Source organism: Ilumatobacter sp. (assembly GCF_041688325.1).
Taxonomy (GTDB): Bacteria; Actinomycetota; Acidimicrobiia; order Acidimicrobiales; family Ilumatobacteraceae; genus Ilumatobacter_A.
The window spans coordinates 1-16802 of the sequence record NZ_JBDNIJ010000253.1; the positions used below are offsets into that span (position 1 = coordinate 1).

Here is a 16802-nt window from a genome sequence, read left to right on the forward strand (position 1 = left end):
CGTTCGTTCGATCCGGAACGGCTGGGCCTCGGCTTGCTACTGCTCGCCGGAGCGTTGCTGGTCGTGGTCGGCACCGGGATAGTCACGGGGGTGCTGGCAACGCTTGCGCTCGCGCTCACGCTGGGCACCGTGGTGGCGTTGATCGGTGCGGCGATCCTTGGCGGTCCGGAGGTGCGACGCAAGATCGCACCGTACGGATTGCTGAAGCCAGGGATGTTGTGGCTGGCGTTGTTCTACCTGGCACCGCTGGTCACCTTGTTGCGCAACTCGCTGTCGACATTGCCGAGCCGGTTTGCCGTGAAGGCCGATTTCGACTGGAACTTCGGGAACTACTCCACAGCCTTTACTGATTTTGGTGGCCAGTTCCAGCGGGGCTTCGGTTACGCCGCGGTTGCCACGGTGCTCACGATTCTCCTCGGCTACCCGCTCGCATATGTCATCGCGTTCCGCGGTGGCAAATATCGCGGGTTGCTGCTCGGGTTGATCATCATTCCGTTCTTTACGTCCTACCTGATCCGCACGGTCGCTTGGCAGAGCCTCCTCGCTGACACCGGACCGATTCCGAACGTGCTGAACGACCTTGGCTTCCGGCCGATCCTGAATGCGCTGGGGATCATGGACGGCGACAAGATCCTGAACACGCCCGCCGCGGTCATTGGCGGCCTGACGTACAACTTCTTGCCGTTCATGGCGTTGCCGATCTACGTCAGCTTGGAAAAGATCAACCTCACCCTGGTCGATGCCGCCAAAGATCTCTACTCCGGTTCGGTACGGGCCTTCTTCAAAGTCATCTTCCCACTGTCGCTGCCCGGCGTCTTCGCCGGCACCCTCCTCACCTTCATTCCGGCTTCCGGCGATTTCGTCAACCAGCAGTACCTCGGCAACCCGAACACGTCGGTCATTGGCCAGTCGATTCAGAACCAGTTCCTCGTGCAGAACAACCTGCCCGTCGCATCGGCGATGTCGTTCGTCTTGATGATGATCATCACCGTGTTTGTCATCATCTACAGCCGCTTCTTCGGAACGGATGATCTGGCATGAGTGCACCGTCATCGCCACTCGGATCCGTCGCTCGGTGGGGATTGAATCTGTTCGCTGTCGGCGTCATGATTTATCTGTTTCTGCCGATCTTCTGGATCGTCGGGTTCTCGTTCAACGAGCCGAAGGGCAAGTTCAACTTCGTATGGCAGAACGCCACGCTCGACAACTGGCGCGAGCCGTTCAAGGACGAAGCGCTGACCGACGCGCTGCTCACAAGCTTGAAGATCGCGTCGTTCTCCACACTGATCGCCACCGTGCTGGGTTCGTTGATCGCGATCGGCCTCGCCCGCTACTCGTTTAAGGGCAACGCATTCCTTGACTTCGTGCTCGTGCTCCCGCTCACCACGCCCGAGATCGTCATCGGTTCGTCGCTCGCCACCCTGTTCCTCGACCAGAGCGTGACGCGAGGGTTCTCCACGGTGGTCATTGCACACGTGATGTTCCAGATCAGCTTCGTCGCGCTGACCGTGCGCGCTCGGGTCCGCGGGTTTGACTGGACGCTCGAACAGGCCGCGCAAGACCTGGGCGCCTCCCCGATGCGCACGTTTTGGAAGGTCACATTCCCGTTGATTTTGCCAGGCATCCTCGCTGCGTCGTTGTTGTCGTTCGCGCTGTCGCTCGACGACTTCATCATCACGCTGTTCAACGCAGGTTCGGTCAGTACGTTCCCGCTGTTCGTCAATGCCAGTTTCAAGAACTCGTTCTCGCCCCAGATCAACGTGTTGGCCACGATCGTGCTGCTTGCATCGGTGGCGTTGATGGCCTCGGGAACGTTGGTGTCGCGGGCCAAGAGCCGCCGGAGTACTCGGTGAGCACGGGGTCGGCAACGGGGTCGGCAACTGGGTCGGTAACTGGGTCGTGGACAACTTCATGATCGGCCAGCATTCGCTCGACGCGATCGCGGACGCCGAACCGACACCGTTCTGGCTCGAAAGCGCAGATATACCCGAGTCGAATCCGACGCTTGTTCGTGACGTGCATTGCGATCTGTGCGTCGTTGGCGGGGGCTACACGGGTCTGTGGACTGCTGTGATCGCCAAGGAACGCGATCCTGCATGCGACGTCGTGTTGATCGACAAGGGCGAAGTCGGAGGTGCCGCGAGTGGACGCAACGGCGGCTTTATGGAGTCGTCGCTGACCCACGGCCTCGGTAATGGGCTGGCCCGCCATGCCGACGAACTCGATGTGCTCGAAGAACTTGGGTTGCAGAACCTGAACCAGATCGAAGCTGCCATCAAGCGCTACGGGATTGATTGCGGGTACGAGCGGACCGGCGTGATCGACGTCGCCCATACACGCCACCCCGAGTCGTACGTCGCCGCGTTACGCGAAGAGCACGATGTGCTGCGTCGAATGGGCCAACAGGTGGAGTGGCTCGACACCGATGCGATGCGCACTGAGGTCAACTCGCCCACCTACCTCGCCGGGCTTTTCCGTCGCGAACGTGCTGCGCTCATCGACCCGGCGCGACTCGCGTGGGGGCTCAAGCGGGTCGCTGAAGAACTCGGCGTGCGAATCTACGAACATTCCAAGGCGACCGACATCAGCCGGGACGGGTCGGGCATGGCGGTGACGACGCCGCTTGGTTCGGTGCACTGTGGTCAGGTGGTGCTCGGTACGAATGCCGACCGACCGCTACTCAAGCGTGTGCGTCAGTACATGATTCCGGTCTATGACTACTGCCTCGTCACCGAACCGCTCACGGACGAGCAGATCGCGTCGATCGGATGGATCAACCGCCAAGGGCTGTCCGACATCACGAACCAGTTCCACTACTACCGACTCACCGACGACAACCGGATCCTCTGGGGCGGCTACGACGCCATCTACTACTGGGGCTCGAAGATGTCGGCCGAACTCGAGAGCCGCCCCGAGACCTGGGCGAAGCTGTCAGAGCATTTCTTCCAGACCTTTCCGCAGCTCATGGATGTGAAGTTCAGTCACGTGTGGGGCGGAGCAATCGATACCAGCACGCGGTTCTCGGTGTTCTTCGGTACGGCGATGAACCAACGTGTCGCGTACGCCGTCGGGTACACCGGGCTCGGTGTTGCCGCGACCCGGTTTGCTGCCGCGACGATGCTGGACCTGCTCGCTGGTCGCAAGTCGATCGCCACTCGGACCGACTTCGTCCAGTCCAAGCCGTTGCCGTTTCCGCCTGAGCCATTCCGGTTCGCAGGGATCCAAGCGACCCGCTGGTCGATGAACCGCGAGGACCAGACGGGAAGCCGCAACGCATGGCTGCGCATGCTTGACCGATTCGGGCTGGGTTTCGATTCGTGACGACGGAACATGCGGCGCACGGCTTCGAGGTGATCGTCGCCGACGAGCCGCTCGACTCGCCGTTCCGGGATCCCGATGACCGCGTGCGCGCTGGGGCTCCTGACCGCCTGTTGCGTATCGGCGCGGTCCAGTGTGCGTGGAATCCGGATGCGCCAGCGATGGAGGCAACGCTGCGCACCGGGGTCGCCGTCGCTGTTGCCGAGGGTGCCGAGATGGTGTTCCTCCAGGAGCTCACCCGGTCGCCGTACTTCTGTGTGTCACCCGATGTGCCGGACGCGCTGAAGAAGTTTGGCGAACCGCTCGAAACCGGGCCGACGGTGACGCTCGCGCGTGCACTCGCGACCGAGCACGACATCGCGGTGCACGCGTCGTTGTACGAGCGGTCTCTCGACGAGCACGAGCGCGGGTACAACACCGCGATCTGCGTCGACGCGTCGGGCGTCCTTGTTGCGAGTACCCGCAAGACACACATCCCCGAGTTCGAGTACTACCACGAGGACGTCTACTTCGAACCCGGAGACGACGGGTGCCCGGTGGTTGATGTCGCGGGCGCCCGCTTTGGCTTCCCGACCTGTTGGGACCAGTGGTTTCCCGAACTTGCCCGGAAGCTGTCGATGGACGGTGCGGAGGTGATCGTGTACCCGACGGCGATTGGGAGCGAACCGCATCGCCCCGGCTTCGATTCGCAGCCGATGTGGCGTCAGATGATCGCTGCGAACGGCCTGGCCAATGCGACGTTCATGGTGGCGGTGAACCGGATCGGTGTGGAGGGGCTCATTTCGTTTTATGGCTCGTCGTTCATCTCTGACCCATACGGCCGAGTGATCGTCGAGGCACCGAGAGACCGACCAGCAGTACTCGTTGCGCAACTCGACCTCGGCCAGCGCGCCGACTGGCTCGACTTCGGGCTGATGTACACGCGCCGGCCCGATGCGTATCGCCGACTCGCAGACCGCACCGACCTCGGTCGCCCCAACGGTGCGCTCGGCTCATGACCTGGCGGATGCCTGCTGAGTGGGAGCATCACCAAGGGTGTCTGATGGCGTGGCCGACTCGTCGCCACCTGTGGAACCACCATCTCCAGGAGGCCCGTAGCGAGTATGTCGCGACGGCAGCAGCGATTGCCTCATTCGAGCCCGTCGTCATGATCGCGGCCCCCGACGATGCTGCGGGGGCCCGGTCGATGCTCCCCGACGAGGTCGAAGTGATCGAAATCCCGATCGACGACTCGTGGATCCGCGACTCCGGACCGATCTTCACGGTCCGCGACGGTGACGGTGAGCGCAGCGGCGCCGACTTTGTCTTCAACTCGTGGGGCGAGAAGTTTGAGCCGTGGGACCAAGACGCGTTGGTCGGGCGGGGCGTCCTCGAACACCTTGGCGTGGCTCGGCGCCGGTCGAACATGGTCCTGGAGGGTGGTTCGATCACGGTCGACGGTGCCGGCACCGTCATCACCACTGTGCAGTGCAATCGTCATCCGAACAGGAACCCGGACATGAGCCGCGAGAACGTCGAGAGCGAACTCGCCTCGATGCTCGGTCTCGACACGGTGATCTGGCTGCCGTGGGGCCTGATCGAGGATCTCGACACTGATGGCCACGTCGACAACGTGTGTACGTTCGTACGCCCCGGCGTGGTCCTCGCGCACGGAGCAGGTCGCGACCAGACGCATCCGAATCATGCGCGGATGTCAGCCAACCTCAACGTGCTGCGCTCGTCGTTCGACACGGCTGGGGCGCTGCTCAACGTGATCGAAGTACCGCAGGCGTCATATTTCGACATCGACGGTGAGCCGTATCGCAACAGCTACCTGAACTTCTACATTGCCAACGGAGGCGTGGTGGTGCCGATCGCTGACCATCCGAATGACGCAGCCGCCCTCGAGATCATCAGTGATGCGTTTCCCGACCGGGAGGTGGTGGGCGTGCCGTCGAGAGTCCTCGCGTACGGCGGCGGCGGGGTGCACTGCATCACACAGCAGATCCCCAGCTGAGCAAGATCAGCGCATTCGGTCAACAAGGGCGCCACGTCGCGATGCCCGACCCGTGCGCTGCTCGGCGGCATCGGCTTGCGTGGTCAGCTTGAGAAAGGTCGTGACGCCGAGCCAGCGGAGCGGTTCGGGCTCCCAGCGGGGCGACACGTGATCGACCCACGGGAGCGAGACAAGGTCGGTGTCGCGTTCGAGAATCAGATCGGCTGCGGTGCGTCCTGCGAGATTCGATGCGGCCACACCTTCGCCGACGAACCCGCCGGCCCAGGCCAGCCCGCTCGAGCGGTCGATGCCGACGGAGGGTTGCCAATCGCGCGGGATGCCCAGCACGCCGCCCCAGCGGTGGGTGATCGCCGCGTCGCGGGTGGCGGGAAGGAGCTGATGGAGCGTCGCGGTGATGCGGTCGTGAATCGCCTGTGGGCCCTTGTTTTCGATGATCTTGGACCCGTAGCGGTAGGGAGCGCCGCGGCCGCCGAACGCGATGCGATCGTCAGCGGTGCGTTGTCCGTAGATGACCATTCGTCGGTCATCGGCAAACGTCTCGCGCGCTGCCAACCCGATTGACTCCCAGACTTCGGGCGGGAGCGGCTCGGTGGCGATCATCGAGGACGAAAAGGGAAGCAGAGTCCGGCGATGCCCCGACAGGGTCCGGGTGAAGCCTTCGACGGCCCGCACGACGACGTCGGCAGTCACTGTGCCGTTCGTGGTGGTCACCGATGCCGGCTGGCCCGCCGAGATCCGGGTTGCTCTCGTTCGCTCAACGATCTCGCCGCCGCGGCGCTCGACTGCAGCCGCCAAGCCGTGGACGAGTCGAGCGGGGTGGATGCGTGCCCCTGCGGAGTACCACATCCCGCCGAGTACGTCGGTCGCGTTGAGGCGAGCGGTTGCCGCGTCGGCGTTGAGGAGTTCGATGTCATTGGACCCAAACCCGTGGTGGCGATGTTCCGTGACCTCAGCTTGCTGTCGGGCGAGCTGCGGGGCGGTGCGTGCCAGACGAAGAACGCCGCCCTTCGTGAAGTTGCACTCGATGCCCTCGTCATGGGCGACCCGCCCGATTTCGTCGACGGTGCTCATGATCTCTCGGGTGAGACGGGCGCCGTCGTCGGTGCTGCCGGTTCGGCGCTCCGCAAGCGACACCGCCGCGCCGAGACCGCCAGCGAGCTCGCCAACACACCAGCCACCGTTGACCCCTGACGCTCCCGCACCGACGTGGTCCGCTTCGATGATGATCACGCGGAGCCCCGGCTTCGCTCGCAGGAGTGAGTGCGCGGTCCAGAGCCCGGTGTACCCGGCACCGACGATGGCCACGTCAGTGCGTCGGTCGCCAGCGAGCGACGCGCGTGTTGCCACGTCGCTGACCTGGTCCGCCCACAACGAACGGCCCACTGCAGTTTCTCTGGTCGACGTGGCTGCCACGGGGGCCACAATATATCTCTTCGACGTCTGTCTCGAAGCTCGCGACGTCAGCCACTCGGTCGAGCGCTGCGCGGCAGTAGATTTTGCTGTATGCGTGTCCTTGTTGTTGGTTCCGGTGGTGTCGGCTCGGCGTTCGTCGCTATCGCGGCGACCCGCCAAGCATTTGCGCATGTCACGATCGCTGACCTCGATCTCGGCAGGGCCGAAGCGGCTGTAGCGAACGCGGGTGAAGCCAGCGCCGGTGGTCGAATCGTTGCAGCGATGCTTGACGCATCATCGCGCGAGGCGGTCGCTGCGCTCGCCAAGGAGATGCAGGCCGATGTGATCCTGAATGCCTGCGACCCTCGCTTCAACCCGCCGATTTTCTTCGGAGCATTCGAGGCAGGGTGCAACTACGTCGACATGGCGATGAATCTGTCCACGCCGCATGCGACCGACCCGTACAACCGGACGGGGATCCGCCTTGGTGACGGCCAGTTCGCCGAGCACCCCACCTGGAAGAACCGCGGGATGATGGCGCTGGTCGGCATGGGCGTCGAACCCGGCTTCTCCGATGTTGCTGCGCGGTACGCGGCCGATGAGTTGTTCTCCAAGATCGACGAAATTGGTGTGCGCGACGGTGCCGATCTGGTGGTCGACGGCTATGACTTCGCTCCGACGTTCTCGATCTGGACGACCATCGAGGAGTGTCTCAATCCGCCGGTGGTCTACGAGCGGGAGCGCGGCTGGTTTACCACGGAGCCGTTCAGTGAGCCCGAGCTGTTCACGTTCCCCGAGGGCATTGGCGAGATCCAATGCGTCAACGTGGAACACGAAGAGGTCATCCTGATTCCGCGCTGGATTGACTGTGAGCGCGTCACGTTCAAGTACGGGCTCGGTGACGAGTTCATCGACGTCCTGAAGACGTTGCACATGCTCGACCTCGACAGCACCAAACAGGTGTCGGTCAAAGGGGTCAAGGTCTCGCCGCGAGACGTCGTTGCTGCAGCGCTCCCTGACCCGGCGACGCTCGGCGACAAGATGACTGGTCGTACCTGTGCTGGTACGTGGGTGAAGGGTTTCGGCAAAGACGGCGAGCCGCGAGAGGTGTACGTGTACCACGTGGTCGACAACGCCTGGACGATGCGTGAGTTCGGCCATCAGGCGGTCGTGTGGCAGACCGCCGTGATGCCGGCCGTGGCGATTGAGCTGATGGCGACCGGTCAGTGGACCGGGGTGGGCATCGTTGGCCCCGAGGCGTTGCCGCCGAAACCCTTCCTCGATCTGCTCGACGAGTACGGCAGCGAGTGGGAATGGGCCGAATATCGCGACCGCCGACCCGTCGATGACTGAGCAGTCGGCATTCGGTGTAGCTGACGGCGATCACTCGTCTGCTGGCGTGCTGCCACGCCTGTTCTCCCTCGAAGGCAGAACTGCACTGATCACCGGGGCCGGAAGCCCGGCGCGAGTGATGTTTTGAGCTTGCCGGCTTGCTGTCCGGTTCCGGTTTGACCGGCAGGTGGGTCGGTGGGCGTGCTGGAGTTCAGGTCGAGGCCGATCGGACGACGAGGACCGGGCAGGACGCATTCTCGACCAGGTACTTGCCGACAGACGGCGAGAAGACTCGCTCCCAGAAGCCTCGATCGTGCGAGCCGATGACAATAAGATCGCTGTCGTGTTCTTCGGCTGCGTCAATGATCGAGCTGCCTGCATGGCCGACGTCGGTGTGAAAATTGATGTCGGCGTCGACGGGTGCTGCGGAACGTGCGGAGGAGGCTGCGTTGGTAGCGAGTTGTTGGCCGATGCTGTCGTCGAGGTGGGCATACATTCCGGCCAGGCTGGTCCCGACACCGAGGCTGCCAACGACGAATGGCTGGCGCTCGTTAATGCACACGATGGTGTACACACCGTTACTTCCGAAGAGTTCCCAGGCTGTTTCAACTGCTCCGCGGGATTCTGGTGTTTCGTCCACACCGATGAGCACGTTCACCTGTGGTCTTGCGTGTCGTTCGTTGGCGTTGGCGTGATCTGTAGCAACCTTGGGCATGTTGATAGGCGACGGATCGGCACCGTCGAGATCGAGATGTTGCAGAATTGCGGTGTCGTCTTTGCTGGCGTTGGGCCCGTAGCCGAGTATCAGCACGCCTCGTTGCTGGCAGGACGGACAGGGGGACCAGAGGACGAGAAGGAGGTCCGCTGCGTCGCTTGCGCCCTCGAGGCGTCGCATGTGTTGGACGTCGTACGAAGCGGCCGGGCTGTGCTGGCTACATGACGTGCATTCGATGCGGCCGCCTGTGCGTCCGATCTGCTGCGTCTCGTAACCCTGCTCGGTGGCTTCGTCGAGGATGCTCATGAGGGTTTCAGCGCCCGTTGGTGTGGATTGATTGCTGTCGGTATTCATGTTGTCTTCCTTTCGAGAGAATTGGACCCGGACTGAGCTGGGAGCATCGTGCAATGGGATTCTCAAAATCCAAGGTCCTGCGATATTTCAGTCGTCTGGTGACGACATCAGGAGGACCGGCCGTTGTGTTTGTTGCAGGACGGCATCGGCGACGGACGGCCGGAAGAGGCGCGACAGCCACCCGCGGTTGTGTGTTCCCAACACGATCATGGAGGCTTCTCGGTCCTCCGCTTCGGCCAGGATGCCTGAGGCTGGATCGCCTGCTTCGGCGACCGTTTCGGTGTGGCCGACTGCAGCGTGGGCAACAGACTGTCCAGCGACGTTCTCGGGACGCAATCGGGCGACGGAGCGTGCTGCGTCAATGTGCACGGTGATGAAGTCGGTCGTCGTTGGGTCGAAGAGACGCGTTGCGCTGGCGGTGACGACGTCGTCGAGTGGTGAATCGTCGATAGCGACGAGTACGGGTCCGCCGGTTGACTTCATGCCATCCGATGGCACAACGAGAACCGGCACGATTCCGTCGTCGACCAAGTCTCCGGCGAGGTGCGGCGAGTCGACGACCACAAGATCGGTCGGGTTCTCATCGAGGTAGCGACCGACTGCTCGTGCAGGTTGACCGCGTCTGACCGATTGCACCACTGGACGAGGTCCGAACGCCCGGGCCGTCGCAGCTGCAGCGGCGTCGCCGGCCATCAAGTCAGTCATCGCGAGCGATTCAATTTCTTGGGGCGTCAGTACCGGTCCAGCGAATCCTGTTGCTCCTGTCGTGAACTGCGGATGTTCAGCGACGATGGCAAGGATGCTCCAGTCGATTTCGGAGGCGAAGAGCAGGTCGGCGGCCGCGGCGGAATCAGGTGCGGGATTCGGTCCATCGAGGACAAACAGTGCTGTGGCAATGTTGATCTTGTTCATGTTTGAGGAGTACCCCGATTTACTCTTGGTCAACCCTCAGTGCTGCCAGCAGCGTGTGTTGTCGAAAAGAATGTTCGAGATTTATGTTTGCCTTCGTGGTGAACAGGGCATTTCAACTGTGTGCTCGTCCAGCGTGCACTCCACGATGTCCGAAGTCCGGGTCGAAGCGTCTCCTCGTCCTCCCCCCCCGAGCGAAACGCTCCCTGGGTTTCGGCATCGTTGCTCGGTCACCGATGGTTGGGGCGGTGCGCGGGTTACCAAGTCGGGCGGTGCCCCTGTGCTGGGTTGCCGCACACACACAACTCGCCGACGTCGGTGAAGCCGGCCATCGCACGCACCGCAAAATGAATGGACCGGTGACTATGAACGACCGTCTGGCGATCGGTCAAGCGCATTCACGGCCTCGTTGACGCTGTCGTTGCCCGTGATGAGCTCGACGGTGGACGAGGTACGCGGTCGCCGATCGATGAACTCGGCCAACACGGCAGCGACGTCGGCCCGGGGCACCTTGCCGCGATCGACCGAGACACCAATGTGCACCCGTCCGGCGGCGTCGTCGGTCAGCCCACCCGGTCGGACAATCGTGTGGATGACGGCAGCGGACCGGACGGCAGCGTCGGCGTCGGCCTTGGCCCGCAGATAGATACTGAATGTCTCGTCGTCATCGGGGGGGTTGTCGGCCCCCATCGAACTGACGATGACGAAGTGGGACGCGCCGACCCGCACGGCTGACTCAACCGCTGCGATCGCGCCGTCGCGATCGAGTGACTTCTTGCGCTCGGGCCCACTTTTGGGGCCCGCGCCAGCGGCGAACACGACGACGTCGGAACCATGCAGAATCTCGTCGACGTCAGCGGGTTCTGCGTGCTCCAGGTCGCACAGGGCCGGCTGCCCACCGTCGGAGCGAATGTTGTCGAATTGCGTCTCGTCACGCACGATTCCGCGTACAGAGTGTCCGCGGTCGGTGAGGAGCGGGGTGAGCTGTCGGGCGATCTGGCCATGGGCGCCGATAATCGACACGATCATGAGTTGGTCAACGTGATCGTCTTGCCGGTCACGCGCTCGCGAGAAGCGACCAGTACCTCACGGGTAGTTGGGTTGATAATCTGTGCAGTGGACACGAGTGTCTCCTCGGAGATCGGGTGGGGGAAATCGGGTGGGGGATACCTGGTTGTACGGGTGTGCCCGCCCTGGCCGATCACAAACATCGGCACCAACCGGGATCAGCCGATCGTGCAACTTGCTGCGGGTGCGTCGGCGCACGGTGCACCGACAACAACTCGGTCTGCACGGCTTCATCGATCCCGACTTTACCCCTGGTGACGCAGGCCACTCCACACGATGGTTTGTCTGGATCAGCAATGGGTACTCCGTGTTGATGGCAACAACCATCGACTCAAATGGATCTGGCACGTCAGCCGCCTCGGCAAGTGTCAAAGGCCCGGCCGCAAAGATCGCGGGGCCCGATGACTACGTCGCCCCTGACGAGTCGACCATCGTCGGCGAAGGATTCCCGTTGAGCCAAGACGTCGACGGTCTCCGACCAAGTGACAACCCAAACGTTCGTGGTGAGTCGACGTGACCGTGAACTCCAAAGTTCACACCCTGGACGGCGTCGTCGTCATCGGCGCCGGGTACGCCGGCCTCGCCGCAGCCCGAGCTGCTCGTCGCGCAGGAGTAACGGTCACGATCATCGACGACCGCTCTTGCCACGACTTCACCACCCGCATCGCTGGCGTCGCAGGTGGCACTCTGCCGCCTGGCGATGCATCCACCGACATCGAATTTGCCGCCGACCGAGTCATCCAGGCACGTCTCGACGGCATCCAGGGAAGCGTGCTGGAACTCTCTGATGGCAGCGAAGTCCGTGGGGAGGCAACGGTGATCACGGTCGGCTCACGACCAACTCATCCCCCAATCAAGGGGATCGATCATGCCCTCACGCTGAGGACAGCCGACGACGCATTGGTGCTACGCCACAGCGTTGAGCACGCGGACCGACGGCACGTGATTGTGGGTGGCGGTGCGTCCGGTGTTCAACTCGCTGGTGCCATCAGCGCAGCGCATCCGGGCAGCGACGTGACGTTGATCGAGATGGCAGGTCGCCTGCTTCCGGAGATGCATCGGAGGGCCAGCGATGGTGCGGCCAGAATTCTGGAAGATCGTGGTGTCGACATCATCACCGGGAGCAGTGTCTCTGAGATCAGCGCCGATGGCGTATACGTCGAGTCAGGCGATCGGCCCGACCGGATGCTCATTCACGGTGTCGCAGTGTGGGCTGCAGGATTTGAGGCACGAGCCGAGGCGCTCGGAGCAACACTGACCGACGACGGCCGCGTCGTCATGGGCGCAGATCTCAGCGTCGTCGGCATGGAGCGCATGTTCGCCGCCGGCGACGTTGCAGCCCACATTGACACGAATGGAGATCCACTGCCAATGTCGGCACAGATCGCCGAACAGGCCGGCGTCGCAGCAGGCCGCAACGCCGCACGTGTGGTGTTGGCGCAGCCCACCGAGAACGCGAAACTGCAACAGCGGGGTTGGGTGCTCGACCTTGGTGGAGGCCGAGGCATCGCCCAATTTGGCCCAGTGACACTGGCGTCGCCGGTGCTGGACCGCATCCCACCGCTTGTGCACCGGTTGATCGACCTCAAACACTGCATCACGATCGCAGGACGTGCCGGGTTACTGCTTCGTCAGCGCTGATCGCCCTTGTCGACCTGTTCGAGAAGATCCGAGAATGCCACGCCGAGGACTTCTCCAACGGTTGGGAACGGCTGAATGGTTCGGACCAGCGTGTCCAGGAGAACCGCGCCGTCGATCGCAATGGTCAGTGCGTGAATGATCTCGTCGAATCGAGGACCAATGCCATGCGCGGCGATCAGCGTTCGAGTTGATCGACGGCCAGCAAGGGCCAAGAACCCCGCTGGCAGGTCGTCAGTGATTTGACGCGGGAACCCTTCGACGTCGACATGGGCCCAAACGACGTCGTCGTCTCCCGAGAGGTCGTCGGGGCTCGGGCCGACCGCGATGATTGGCGGATTGAGAAAAACGCAACTCGGTACCACCGAACCGTCAAAGGTCATTTCAGGTGCGCCAAGCAACTGCTGGCCGACAACCTTCGCATGCCGATTAGCCATATGGGTGTACTGCGGACCGCCAGCGACATCACCAATCGCCCACAACGATGCAGCACCCGCGACTCGACCGAAATGGTCGACGTCGAGGTTCCTCGGGTCGAGCCCGAGCGTCTCCAGCCCGACGTTTTCGGTTGAGGGGTGGCGCCCGGCCGCAATCACAACGACATCGGCACTCACCGATTTGTTGTCGCCGTCGGCGTCGGTGATCGTCACTTCGACATTACTTCCGACCATTGAGGTCGCGGTGACGGTGCAGCCGTAGCGCAGGTCGACGCCAGTGGCAGTGAGCATTTCGGCGGCAAGTTCGCCAACGCGTTGGTGGAGGTTGGGGAACGGACGATTCACAGGGTCGACCACCGTGACGTGGGTACCAAACTGGGGGTAGATCTGAGCCAGTTCGCAGGCAATCACCCCACCGCCAACAATCAGCATCCGGTCGGGCCGATCGGAGGCAGTCAGCGCGTCGGCGCTGGACCATCGGCGGTCACCAATGGTATCGAGGCCATCGATGTCAGGACTGACCCTTGTTGCACCGGTGGCCAGAACGATGTGTTCGCATCGGAACCGTTCGTTTCCGGCAACGATCAGGTGGTCGCCGGCGATACGGGCGTACTCGGACACGATTGTTGCGCCCAGATCGCGGGCACCCTTGCGATGGCCACTGTCGTCGAGATGGTTCACGATGTCGTTTCGACGCGCAACTGCGTCTGCCCACTTGGATCCTGAGCTGGCGTCATGGAGCATTGACTTGCTGGGCATACAGGCCACGAACGGGCACTCGCCGCCCACCAAGCCCGTTTCGAAGACGACGATGGAGAAGTCGTGGGGAGCAAGTTCTCTGAGAAGAGCCTCCGCGGCGGATCCGCCGCCAATGATGCCGACATCGAACGAGGCAGTTGGTGGCGAACTGTCGGCGGATGAGTCGGTGTTGATGGTTGTCATGAGGCGGTGGTACCCACATCAGCGCTGGCTTAACCGAGCTGTCCCGTCGGTGACCGAGCCGCCACGGACTACCGCCGCGGCCGTGGGTTTCGCCTGGTCGTCGACCGGGCACCCTGAAGCCATGAAGACACCGACCTTCGCATCAGCCAATCTGCTTGACCTCAACGAATTCGTCGAAGCGACCTCGGGACCGTACCTCTCCGTCATCCTGCCAGCCCGCAGCGATGTCCCAGACGCAGTGCACCGTCTCGACGACGCCTGGCGTCGAATCCAGAACGACGTCAGCGGGCGATGGCCAGAAGCAGCCTTAGCCAAGGCCGAACAAGCAGTACTCGCGGCCGGGCACGCCCGCGGCGACTCGATGGCCATGATCCTGCCGACAGAGGGCGCACCGCTCGTGGAGCACTTGGCTGGAAGCCCGGCGTCGACACGGATCATGGAGGGCCCACTGCCCGCATTCACGCCCATCATCGAGCATCGCCAGCGCACAATCCCGCATCTTGTCGTCGAGTGCGACAAAGCTGGTGCCGACATCATGGCGTTCGACGGAGGCAACCCGCTCGTCGCCGACCGCGTGGACGGCGACGAACACCACATCCATCGCGGACATCCCGGCGGCTGGTCGCAGCGACGGTTCCAGCAGCGCGCCGAAAACACGTGGGACTCGAACATCTCTGACATTGCCGACGCCGTCGAGCAGCTCGCCGCCCGAGTCGAGGCTCAACTCATCGCAGTGGCCGGTCCCACCCGTGCGCAGTCAATGCTGGTGAGCGAACTCGAGAAACGGTCACTCGGCGACGTGACGAAGGCACTTGAGGCCGGTGACGTCGACGGCATCGCAGACGAAGTGGTCAGGTTGACCAACGATGTTCATGCACGTGCGATCGCGGCGATCAGCGAAAACTTCAGCGAGCGATGTGCGCATGACACCGCCACAGTAGAACAATCTCAAGTGCTCGACGCGCTCGCCGCCGGTCGCGTCGAATCGTTGCTCGTTGTAGACGACTGGTCCGACACCGCCCAGCTGGGCCGTCCCTTCGAGATGTTGTCGAGAAACACCCGGATCATCGACGCCGCAATCAGCGCCGCAATGACGAGCGGGGCGACCGTCACTATCGTCCCCGGCCTCGCAGCCCTCGAGGATCCGATCGGTGCATTTCTACGTTGGTGACAACCATCGCCGCGTCAACAGTGACTGAAATCGTCAAGCGATCGGGTGCGGAGGACACGTTGGCCGGCGCTACTCATCAGGACGGTTTCGGCGCGGCGCCGCGCTGTGACCTGGATGCCGACCGACATCGAGTACTGAATTCACTCACCAGACGTAACGCCGCTTTGATCGTCGGATCTTCGTAGGGTGTCGAGGATGCACGCGTTCCTCGCCGCTGTTGAGCCTGGGACCAATGGTATCGAGGTCACCGAGACCCTCATCGTCGGGCTGATGCTGGTAGCGGCTCTTGTAGGGATCGCCGTGAATCGTCTGCGCCTGCCGTACACCGTTGCCCTGGTGCTGGTCGGGCTCGGGCTCGGCGTCAGCGGGACCTTCGGGGCAATCAACCTCACCAGCGAACTGATCCTCCTGGTGTTCCTTCCACCCCTATTGTTCGACGGCGCCATCAACATGGACCTTGGCGACCTCATCCTTCGATGGCGACAGGTGGCGGTGCTCGCTTTTGTTGGGGCCGCGATCTCGGCCTCCGTCATCGGTCTGTTCCTCGTACTCGTTCCGGGGATGTCGGCGGAACACGCAGTGATCTTCGCGGTCATTCTGGCTGCGACCGATCCGGTCAGCGTGCTGGCCATCTTCAAGGAGAACGGGGTGGTGTCCGGTCTGAGAACCCTCATGGAGGGAGAATCGATCTTCAACGACGCAATCGTCATCGTCGCATACCTCATCGCCGTCGAGATCGCTTTTAGCGACGTGACGGTCACGTTCCAGGACGCACTTACCGAGTTCGGAATCGAGACGGCGGTCGGGGTCGGCGCTGGCGCTGCGGTCGGGTTTCTCGCTCACCGGCTGATGGCGACGCTTGACGACCATCTCGTCGAGATCACCCTCTCGCTCGTCACCGCGTATGGCGCTTACCTACTCGCTGACCGACTCGGCGGATCGGGCGTGATCGCCGTCGTTGCATCTGGCCTGTTGATCGGCAACTACGGAACCCGAATGGCGATGTCAGCGTCGTCGCGCGTGACACTGCGGGAGTTTTGGGAGGTACTCGCGTTCCTCGCGAACTCGGCCCTGTTCTTGGTTATCGGCTTGGAGTTCGAGATCGATGCGCTCCGCGGCCGAACCCTGATCGTCGCCCTCGTCGGGATCGCCGGTGTCCTGATGAGCAGAGCGATCATCGCGTACGGCTTACTGTGGCCGTTCACCCGATCGTCGATTGCGCCGGTGCCGACGTCGTGGATGACCGCGGTCTTCTGGGGAGGGCTGCGGGGCTCCATCCCGATCGCCTTGGCTCTCGGGCTGCCGGTCAAGCAGTCCGCTGGCGTCAACGCGGTCGCCGTCGTGTTCGCCGTCGTGCTCTTCCCGCTGGTCGTCCAGGGCGTCTCGTACCGACCGGTCCTCGACCGTCTCGGGCTCACTTCACAGACCGACGAGTTGAACCGATACGAAGAGCATCTGGCAGAGACCCTCGCGATTCGGGCTGCACTGTCCGAACTCAAGACGATGCGGCGCAGCGGCGAGATCACGGAG

16 protein-coding genes are annotated in these 16802 nt (G+C 63.0%); 11 read left to right on the top strand and 5 right to left on the bottom strand.

The features are described 5' to 3' along the window. Nucleotides 1–171 precede the first annotated feature (171 nt). The 5 genes from ACH2EI_RS14090 to ACH2EI_RS14110 are packed head-to-tail and all read left to right on the top strand — an operon-like array spanning nt 172 to nt 5314. Entirely contained in the window at nt 172–1041 is an 870-nt protein-coding gene (locus tag ACH2EI_RS14090; RefSeq protein ID WP_395160513.1) for an ABC transporter permease, read from the top strand. Then, entirely contained in the window at nt 1038–1853 is an 816-nt protein-coding gene (locus tag ACH2EI_RS14095; RefSeq protein ID WP_395153348.1) for an ABC transporter permease, read from the top strand. Before ACH2EI_RS14090 ends, ACH2EI_RS14095 begins: the two co-directional genes overlap by 4 nt. A gap of 46 nt (nt 1854–1899) precedes the next feature. Then, complete coding sequence (locus ACH2EI_RS14100; protein WP_395153349.1) at nt 1900–3321, top strand: NAD(P)/FAD-dependent oxidoreductase; 1422 nt, start codon at nt 1900–1902, stop codon at nt 3319–3321. Further along, nucleotides 3318–4316, top strand: a complete 999-nt coding sequence (locus ACH2EI_RS14105) for a nitrilase-related carbon-nitrogen hydrolase (protein WP_395153350.1) — start codon at nt 3318–3320, stop codon at nt 4314–4316. Before ACH2EI_RS14100 ends, ACH2EI_RS14105 begins: the two co-directional genes overlap by 4 nt. 8 nt (nt 4317–4324) lie before the next feature. Further along, nucleotides 4325–5314, top strand: a complete 990-nt coding sequence (locus ACH2EI_RS14110; protein ID WP_395153353.1) for an agmatine/peptidylarginine deiminase — start codon at nt 4325–4327, stop codon at nt 5312–5314. A gap of 6 nt (nt 5315–5320) precedes the next feature. Here the strand turns inward: ACH2EI_RS14110 and ACH2EI_RS14115 are convergent, their stop codons facing one another. Beyond that, nucleotides 5321–6727, bottom strand: coding sequence for an NAD(P)/FAD-dependent oxidoreductase (locus tag ACH2EI_RS14115; RefSeq protein WP_395160503.1), 1407 nt, complete (start codon nt 6725–6727; stop codon nt 5321–5323). A 90-nt stretch (nt 6728–6817) separates the two neighbouring features. On the opposite strand from ACH2EI_RS14115, the gene ACH2EI_RS14120 reads away from it, so the two are divergent. Continuing rightward, complete coding sequence (locus ACH2EI_RS14120; protein WP_395160505.1) at nt 6818–8059, top strand: saccharopine dehydrogenase family protein; 1242 nt, start codon at nt 6818–6820, stop codon at nt 8057–8059. Beyond that, entirely contained in the window at nt 8052–8186 is a 135-nt protein-coding gene (locus ACH2EI_RS14125; protein WP_395160507.1) for a hypothetical protein, read from the top strand. Before ACH2EI_RS14120 ends, ACH2EI_RS14125 begins: the two co-directional genes overlap by 8 nt. Nucleotides 8187–8249: 63 nt before the next feature. On the opposite strand, the gene ACH2EI_RS14130 is transcribed toward ACH2EI_RS14125, so the two are convergent. The 3 genes from ACH2EI_RS14130 to ACH2EI_RS14140 form a co-directional block, all read right to left on the bottom strand. Next, a complete protein-coding gene (locus ACH2EI_RS14130; RefSeq protein ID WP_395152622.1) occupies nt 8250–9107 on the bottom strand; it encodes a universal stress protein in 858 nt (285 codons plus the stop codon). An 87-nt stretch (nt 9108–9194) separates the two neighbouring features. Beyond that, complete coding sequence (locus ACH2EI_RS14135; protein WP_395152623.1) at nt 9195–10019, bottom strand: universal stress protein; 825 nt, start codon at nt 10017–10019, stop codon at nt 9195–9197. Between the two features lie 360 nt (nt 10020–10379). Further along, the gene (locus tag ACH2EI_RS14140) at nt 10380–11045 is read right to left on the bottom strand and encodes an SDR family oxidoreductase (RefSeq protein WP_395152624.1); all 666 of its coding nucleotides are present in this window, start codon (nt 11043–11045) and stop codon (nt 10380–10382) included. A gap of 352 nt (nt 11046–11397) precedes the next feature. On the opposite strand from ACH2EI_RS14140, the gene ACH2EI_RS14145 reads away from it, so the two are divergent. Then, nucleotides 11398–11601, top strand: a complete 204-nt coding sequence (locus ACH2EI_RS14145; RefSeq protein WP_395160509.1) for a hypothetical protein — start codon at nt 11398–11400, stop codon at nt 11599–11601. Beyond that, entirely contained in the window at nt 11598–12725 is a 1128-nt protein-coding gene (locus tag ACH2EI_RS14150) for an NAD(P)/FAD-dependent oxidoreductase (RefSeq protein ID WP_395152626.1), read from the top strand. The genes ACH2EI_RS14145 and ACH2EI_RS14150 overlap by 4 nt, the downstream gene beginning before the upstream one ends. Here ACH2EI_RS14150 and ACH2EI_RS14155 read toward each other — a convergent pair. After that, nucleotides 12716–14101, bottom strand: coding sequence for a dihydrolipoyl dehydrogenase family protein (locus ACH2EI_RS14155; RefSeq protein WP_395152627.1), 1386 nt, complete (start codon nt 14099–14101; stop codon nt 12716–12718). The genes ACH2EI_RS14150 and ACH2EI_RS14155 overlap by 10 nt on opposite strands. A 121-nt stretch (nt 14102–14222) precedes the next feature. Between ACH2EI_RS14155 and ACH2EI_RS14160 the strand changes: the two genes are divergently transcribed. Together ACH2EI_RS14160 and ACH2EI_RS14165 are read left to right on the top strand one after the other, a co-directional pair. Continuing rightward, nucleotides 14223–15272 (top strand): Vms1/Ankzf1 family peptidyl-tRNA hydrolase, encoded by a 1050-nt coding sequence (locus ACH2EI_RS14160; RefSeq protein WP_395152628.1) that lies wholly within the window; start codon nt 14223–14225, stop codon nt 15270–15272. 195 nt (nt 15273–15467) lie between these two features. Then, the coding region (locus ACH2EI_RS14165; protein WP_395160511.1) for a cation:proton antiporter at nt 15468–16802 on the top strand (1335 nt) is incomplete at its 3' end.

Bases quoted from the DNA above. Each gene is read 5' to 3' on its own strand.
- ACH2EI_RS14095 (WP_395153348.1), top strand. From the start codon at position 1,038: ATGAGTGCACCGTCATCGCCACTCGGATCCGTCGCTCGGTGGGGATTG.
- ACH2EI_RS14110 (WP_395153353.1), top strand. From the start codon at position 4,325: ATGCCTGCTGAGTGGGAGCATCACCAAGGGTGTCTGATGGCGTGGCCG.
- ACH2EI_RS14120 (WP_395160505.1), top strand. From the start codon at position 6,818: ATGCGTGTCCTTGTTGTTGGTTCCGGTGGTGTCGGCTCGGCGTTCGTC.
- ACH2EI_RS14125 (WP_395160507.1), top strand. From the start codon at position 8,052: ATGACTGAGCAGTCGGCATTCGGTGTAGCTGACGGCGATCACTCGTCT.
- ACH2EI_RS14130 (WP_395152622.1), bottom strand. From the start codon at position 9,107: ATGAATACCGACAGCAATCAATCCACACCAACGGGCGCTGAAACCCTC.
- ACH2EI_RS14135 (WP_395152623.1), bottom strand. From the start codon at position 10,019: ATGAACAAGATCAACATTGCCACAGCACTGTTTGTCCTCGATGGACCG.
- ACH2EI_RS14140 (WP_395152624.1), bottom strand. From the start codon at position 11,045: ATGATCGTGTCGATTATCGGCGCCCATGGCCAGATCGCCCGACAGCTC.
- ACH2EI_RS14145 (WP_395160509.1), top strand. From the start codon at position 11,398: ATGGCAACAACCATCGACTCAAATGGATCTGGCACGTCAGCCGCCTCG.
- ACH2EI_RS14155 (WP_395152627.1), bottom strand. From the start codon at position 14,101: ATGACAACCATCAACACCGACTCATCCGCCGACAGTTCGCCACCAACT.
- ACH2EI_RS14160 (WP_395152628.1), top strand. From the start codon at position 14,223: ATGAAGACACCGACCTTCGCATCAGCCAATCTGCTTGACCTCAACGAA.